Here is a 6,592-nt window from a genome sequence, read left to right as displayed (position 1 = left end):
GGCGACGACTACACCAAGTTCTACATCGGCTGGCTGCAACTGTACAGCTTCGCGGAAACCGACTTCGACGACGTTGCCAAATTTACCAAAGTAGGCCTGAGCATCAACGTACAGGAATTGTTCAAAGAAAACCTGCTGCTCAAAAACGGCAACAAACAGGTGTTGGCCGGTTTTGCCGAAAGGATAGCCGCCAATAAAAATCTGGGCACGCACGCCACCGAGTCGCACCTGATAGACCGCGCCCACCGCGCCATGTACCTCTACAAAGGCAGCGACCGCAACGATTTGCTGGCGTACATTTACAAGGTAGCCATCAAGCCCGACAGCCCGTTTTGGCGCGTACTTACCGCTCTGAAAGAACTACTCCCCGCGGGCAGCGACGACTACAAACAGGTGCAAGGCCTGCTCGACAACCGCGACAACCTCATCCGCAGCAGTCAGCAAACAGCAGCGCTGGCGGCAAAACAAGCCAATTTGTTTGGTAATTAATTCGTAACATACGCTTCAGCGTGTGAAAACCTGAAACCTGATGAAAAAGCACACACAACAGGGAATTGATAGCAACACCATTGCTGCGCTCCACCAAATGAACCCCTAGTGGAAAGGCAATGCCATGGAGCTGCAGTTTTTGGTTGATCACAATACGGTCATTTGCGTTGTTACGGGCAGTTCGGCATTGCGCATCGAGTTGAGCAGAGACAGCCTTGCGGGCAGAATCAATACTATTGAAGCAGGCACTTTGTCCATCACCGAAATCGGCAAAATCAGAGGGCTTCCCACTCCCGAACCATTTTTACCAGATAATGGTGTGTCTAAACTCAAGCAACAGGCAACCTGGCAAGCCTTAGCCGATTATGCTGCCCAACATCAGGTCTTTATTGACGAAGCCTTTGCAGCCTTTTCGGAGCGAGGCGCTTATCCTGTTGCACACCTTAGTACCAATGCCCCTTGGGAAATGGTAGCAGATCAACTCAACGAAACGGTAATCAAAAGAGTCATTCAGCACGATTTGCGGCTGGGCGAAAAAGGGCGCAAGAGAGACCCGCAGCTATTAGAGGAACTGTTTCGGCTTTGTTGTCGCTATGCAGGCCAAACTCCGGGTATTGGTAAACTTACCCGCGAAATTCAAACCGCATTGCAGGCCAACATCGGCACGCAACGCGTAAGAACTTACCTGAAGTTTTTAAGCGATACGCTGCTGATTCGTCTGGTACAACCGTTGGAAATCAGGTTAAAAAAGAAAAAGAGCGATCCGAAAATATGTCTGGCAGACCATAGCCTACGCGCCAGTTGGCTACAGGAGTATATCCCTATGCAATTCAAGAATGAGGAAAACAATCAGGATGTGGCTACTATGGCAGGCTTTATGGCCGAAAGCATTGTAGGCGCGTTGTTTTCCAGCATCAGTGGACTTGACTTATCCCATCTGCCGGCACAAAACAATGAACCGGAAATCGATTTTATTATCACCATCGGCGATCAAAGAATTCCTATAGAAGTAAAGTATCGGAATACGATCAAGGCAGAGCATTACAAAGGGCTGGAATGGTTCATGTCCAGTCCTGTGAATCGGGCACCCTTTGGCATTCTTATCACAAAGAATGACACCATGAGCACACATGAAAACGTAATTACCATCCCATTGAAAAATTTATTAATATTACGGTAATCAAAAAAATGCTGGTCGAAAATCAAAAATCCCATGACTATCCAAACCTTCCAGGACGATAATTTACGCAAAGCCTTCGGGACTTTTATAGAAGCCTTCCGCTACTATGTCATGCTTACCTTGCGCAAAGCCTATGGCGAAATATGGTTAGACAGGTACGGCGATGTTTTGACAGCCCAGCAAAAAGAATATTGGCAACAAAGTCTGGAAAGCGGTTCAGATCCAATGGCGCTGATAGATTATTCGCATTTGAAAAATTTCGCACTCAAATACAAAGATTTGCTGCGCGATGATTTCGGCAAAGAGGTTAACAATGTTGCCACTTACTTAGACAGTATTTACCGTGTGCGCAATAAATCAGCGCACTATCAAAAAATTACTGACGATGATTTTGCCGATGCGTTTGTCAATATGAAAAAGATTGCACGCGCTATTGGTATGACCGAATTAGAGCAAGAACTGATTGCCTTGCAAAGCGCCAAAAACGAGCAGGAATCCCAACCGCAGCCGAAATCGGTGGCAGCTCCTGCCGGCTCATCGGGTTTAGTGCCTTGGTTTAGAGTCGTTACTCCACATACAGACATCAAAGAAGGGCGTTTAGACGAATCGGTATTTGCCGCCAATCTGGCAGAAGTAGCCTTTGGCAGTGGTCGGGAAATTTACAGCAATTCCTCCATCTTCTTCTCCAAAACCTATCTGACGGCAGGTTTGCGCAACGTAGCCAAAACCGTATTGAAGGGTTTGAATGGTAGCGAAGATGCCGAAAACCGCGTCATATCGCTACAGACAGGCTTTGGCGGCGGCAAAACGCATACGCTTATTTCGCTGTACCACTTAGCGCAATGGGGTTCAAATGCCATTGAGTCGCGTTTTACCAAAGAACTGTTTGCCTATACGGGCAACCCTGCGTTTGAGAAAGCCAATGTTGCAGTATTTACCAACACAACCAACGATCCTACACAGGGGCGCTACGCCGAAGAGGGTGTACACATCCAAACCATTTGGGGCGAATTGGCCTACCAGTTGGGCGGCAAAGCAGCCTATGAATTGGTTAGAAAAAACGATGAAGCGCGGATTGCTCCGGCAGGTATTTTCAAAAAAGTATTAGAGCAATGCAAACCCGCACTCATCCTGATAGACGAGTTAGCCGATTACTGCGTAAAAGCCTCAGGGCACAACGTAGGCAGCAGCAATCTTTCCGATCAGACCATCAGCTTCATACAGGAACTCACCGAAGCAGTAGCGGCAGCCAACCACTGCGTAGCAGTAATTACCTTACCGGCCAGCGTACAGGAAGTCGGCAATACAGAAAAGGCACACGCAATACTCGCATCCCTGCAAAAGCGGGTAGGCCGCGTCAGCGCCGACACCAAGCCCGTAGCTGATGAAGAAATTTACGAAGTAATTCGCAGGCGTTTGTTCGAGCAGGTAGGCGATGCGTCAGTCATTGAAAGCATTGCCTCTCAATACATGCTGCTTTATCAATCACATAGTGCAGAATTACCATCTGCGGCCAGTCGTTCGGAGTACAAGCAGCGGATCATAAAGTCCTACCCATTCCATCCCGAGCTGATTGATACATTTCGGGTAAGGTGGGGCAGCCACCACGATTTTCAACGCACCAGAGGCGTACTTCGCCTGCTGGCAGCTATCGTCAGCGACCTATGGAAGCGACAGCAAAGCCTGTCTGGGGCTAATGCGCTGATTCATACAGGCGTAGTCAATTTTGCCAATTTAGATGCGCTTTCGGGGCAGTTGAAAAGACTGTACGGCCACGGCTACGATGCCGTGATTTCGGCAGATGTGGCAGGTTCGTCGTCCAATGCTTTTAAAATAGACAGCGCTAAAAACGAGTACGGTCAGTGGAACCTCACCCAGTCCATTGCATCTGTTATCTTGATGAACTCTTTTGGCAGCGAAGGAGCTAACAAGGGCGTTTCCGTACAGGAAATAAAACTACACTTGCTGAGTCCGGAAGGCTTTAATCACAACAGTATCAATGGGGCGCTGGATGAACTGGAAAGCAACGCCTACTATCTGTATTACAGCCAATCGTCTTCCGCAGCGGGCAAAAGGTACTGGTTTTATACCAAGCCAAATATCAATATTCTCATCAATCAGGCAAAAGGCGATATACAAGCCGAAGATATTACGGCTGAGGTATTGAAACGATTACAGCAAAAAATCAAAAATGTCAGCAAGTTCAAGGTGCTGATAGACCCTTCAGGCGATATTCCTGAGCAACAACAAACCACTTTACTGCTGTTGAATCCTAATTATACGGCTAAGTCAGGCGAGGTAAGCGGCAGTACGCTTTCCCTGATTGAGCGGATAGCCACCAAAAAAGGTAACAGCGAGCGCATCTACAGGAATAATATACTGTTCATGGTTTGTTCCGAGTTGGGTATAAATAAGTTGGAATCTACTATCAGAGAATACCTGGCTTGTCGCAAGATATACGACGAATACAACAACCAGTTGGAATCGGAGCAAAAACAGGATTTAAAAAAACGCATTGAAGATGCTGCCAAAGGTTCAGATAGCGCACTTTCAACAGCCTATTCAATTATAGTGAAGTATTCGGTGAAAAATGGAGCGCAGGTATTACAATTGAAAGAGTTTAAAGATTCACTGGATGCCCAAATCAATAGCAACGTTTTCGAAGCGTTAAAAGCAGAAGAGTGGCTGCTGGAATCCATTGGCTTGGGTACGCTGCGCAGTCATCAGTTATTACCGACCATCGAGCAGCCTGTCAAAGTAAAGGATGTTTATGAAGCCTTCCTGAGGTTTGACGATAAGCCCATGATTACAGGCAAGGCAGCTGTCATCGGGAGTTTGTTGAAATACTGCAACAATGGCGAGTATTGCATTGCCGCAGGCGATGGGAAGACCTTCACAAGGTATTTTCTGAAAGAGAATGTGCCATTCTTTGATATTGACGACACCTACTGGCTGGTAGAAAAGTCGCTGAAACCAAGCGCTGAAACCGCATCCGATTCTCCTGCTGTATCTGCCGGTCAGACATCCGCGCAGCAGCCAAGTATTGTCAGCGAACCTCAACCCGGCACACTGCCAAAGCAACCCGATAGTAAAACAGAAGTAAAACACTACAAGTCTATCACTGTATCCGGTAAAGTTCCGATGGAGCAATACACACAGCTATTTAATAGTTTCATTATGCCATTGGCAAATAACCAGATTGAGATAGAAATCAGAATCAAGGGCAAATCAACACAAGCCAAACCGCTGACCGAGTCAAGTCAGGAATACAAGATTGTCAAAGAATCTGCCCGACAACTGGGGCTTAACTTTGATGTGGAGGTGTAGTGAATGCCATGACAGTTTAAATCGGGTTTGATGGCAGTTAAAAACAGCTTTGGAATGCCCTGCAAGCGGGTTTTTAGGCTATTTTGCCCCCAAGCTCCGACCGTAGAACCAAGTTCCTTTCTTCGGAAGAGGGCGGGTGCAATCCATCTCTGGTTGAAGGGAGCACTCCGACATCATTTAGACAATTTTGCAGGATTTACAAAAATTGTCGCAATCCATCTCTGGTTGAAGGGAGCGCTCCGACACTTGATCCAGAAAACAATCGGTGGAGCCATGTAATGTCGCAATCCATCTCTGGTTGAAGGGAGCGCTCCGACAGACAAACAAAGAGCTAGAGAACTTATAGCCCAAGAAGTAAATAAAATCACCAACGGTAAAGGATTTAACGGAATAGTTCAGAATCGAAATAAATATTTAGCTCACTTGCAAACATTCATAAAGAATGTTTTACCTGGGCTGTTAAAAAATCAGAATGTTGCGATGAATTAAACTATCCCAACATAAAAAAAAATAAAGCGAGACGTAAGCTCGCTTTATTTTTTTATCACTTATTTTTTATCAACTGCTAATAATAAAATGTAGTATTTGTTTCCCCCGTACACACAAACCGCTGCATAGAATTGTTTCCCTTCATTGATTGGTTTTACCTTTTCAAACCAATTACCTTGCTTATAAATATTTATAAATTGTTGATACCAGTCGTTTGCTACACACTCAATTTCCATTGATAATATTTTACCAGTACTAAATTTTATATGTTCTTTAATTTTACCATCAGCTATCATTAACATTGCAACGTAGTCACCCGGGTGCAGGTTTATATCAACTATATTTAGGTTAGTTATTCCATATAAGGAATATAAATTGTCAGCAACTATCTTCTTTTGTTCTGGGGTTAAAGGGGTATCGTCAATCTCTGTTTTCGCTTCCCAATACGCATCTATATCTGCCAAAACCTGCTCTGTTGTTGGCGGGGAGGTATATTTACTATTTTGAGCAAATCCACCAAAACTCAAAAGGAGCAACAAACTACTTAATAAGAATCTCATAATAATCATCAGTTTTAATTACACGACAAGAATCACCAGACAAAAATTGTTCCGTTTCTTCAAACGATTCTAAAATTATCACTTTTGAGTCGTGTCGCAATCCATCTCTGGTTGAAGGGAGCGCTCCGACTTTTTCCGAAAAACAGCCAGATAACTCGGAAATTTTGTCGCAATCCATCTCTGGTTGAAGGGAGCGCTCCGACAAACGACGTAAGGCAGTTTTGGCGGTGCGTATATGGTCGCAATCCATCTCTGGTTGAAGGGAGCGCTCCGACTGGGATTTTCGCAGCATTGGGGATGTATCAAAGAGTCGCAATCCATCTCTGGTTGAAGGGAGCGCTCCGACCTCTTTACTTCGTCGTCATCTATTAAATAGGGCGTGTCGCAATCCATCTCTGGTTGAAGGGAGCGCTCCGACAGGATTGGGAGATAGCAATGCAGGGCGCAGAGACACGTCGCAATCCATCTCTGGTTGAAGGGAGCGCTCCGACCATTCAAAGATTCAGCATCGAGAGCAAGAAGAAGCGAGTCGCAATCCATCTCTGGT

At 45.7% G+C, this 6,592-nt stretch carries 3 protein-coding genes, 1 pseudogene and 1 CRISPR repeat array; of the genes and pseudogenes, 3 read left to right on the top strand and 1 reads right to left on the bottom strand.

The features are described from left to right. The 3 genes and pseudogenes from ACWIP2_RS12960 to ACWIP2_RS12950 form a co-directional block, all read left to right on the top strand. Positions 1 to 489, top strand: a pseudogene (locus tag ACWIP2_RS12960) (DUF1156 domain-containing protein); the annotation flags it as partial. Between the two features lie 124 nt (positions 490 to 613). Then, entirely contained in the window at positions 614 to 1,669 is a 1,056-nt protein-coding gene (locus ACWIP2_RS12955) for an ATP-binding protein (protein ID WP_448520364.1), read from the top strand. Positions 1,670 to 1,702: 33 nt separating this feature from the next. Then, a complete protein-coding gene (locus ACWIP2_RS12950) occupies positions 1,703 to 4,996 on the top strand; it encodes a DUF499 domain-containing protein (protein WP_448520363.1) in 3,294 nt (1,097 codons plus the stop codon). Between the two features lie 548 nt (positions 4,997 to 5,544). On the opposite strand, the gene ACWIP2_RS12945 is transcribed toward ACWIP2_RS12950, so the two are convergent. After that, positions 5,545 to 6,045, bottom strand: a complete 501-nt coding sequence (locus tag ACWIP2_RS12945) for a hypothetical protein (RefSeq protein WP_448520362.1) — start codon at positions 6,043 to 6,045, stop codon at positions 5,545 to 5,547. Positions 6,046 to 6,137: 92 nt separating this feature from the next. Then, a CRISPR array of direct repeats spans positions 6,138 to 6,536; the repeat unit is 37 nt; unit sequence GTCGCAATCCATCTCTGGTTGAAGGGAGCGCTCCGAC. Between the last annotated feature and the right edge of the window lie 56 nt (positions 6,537 to 6,592).

It is taken from the genome of Rhodoflexus sp. (assembly GCF_053489755.1).
This window is presented reverse-complemented; position numbering and strand designations above follow the sequence as displayed.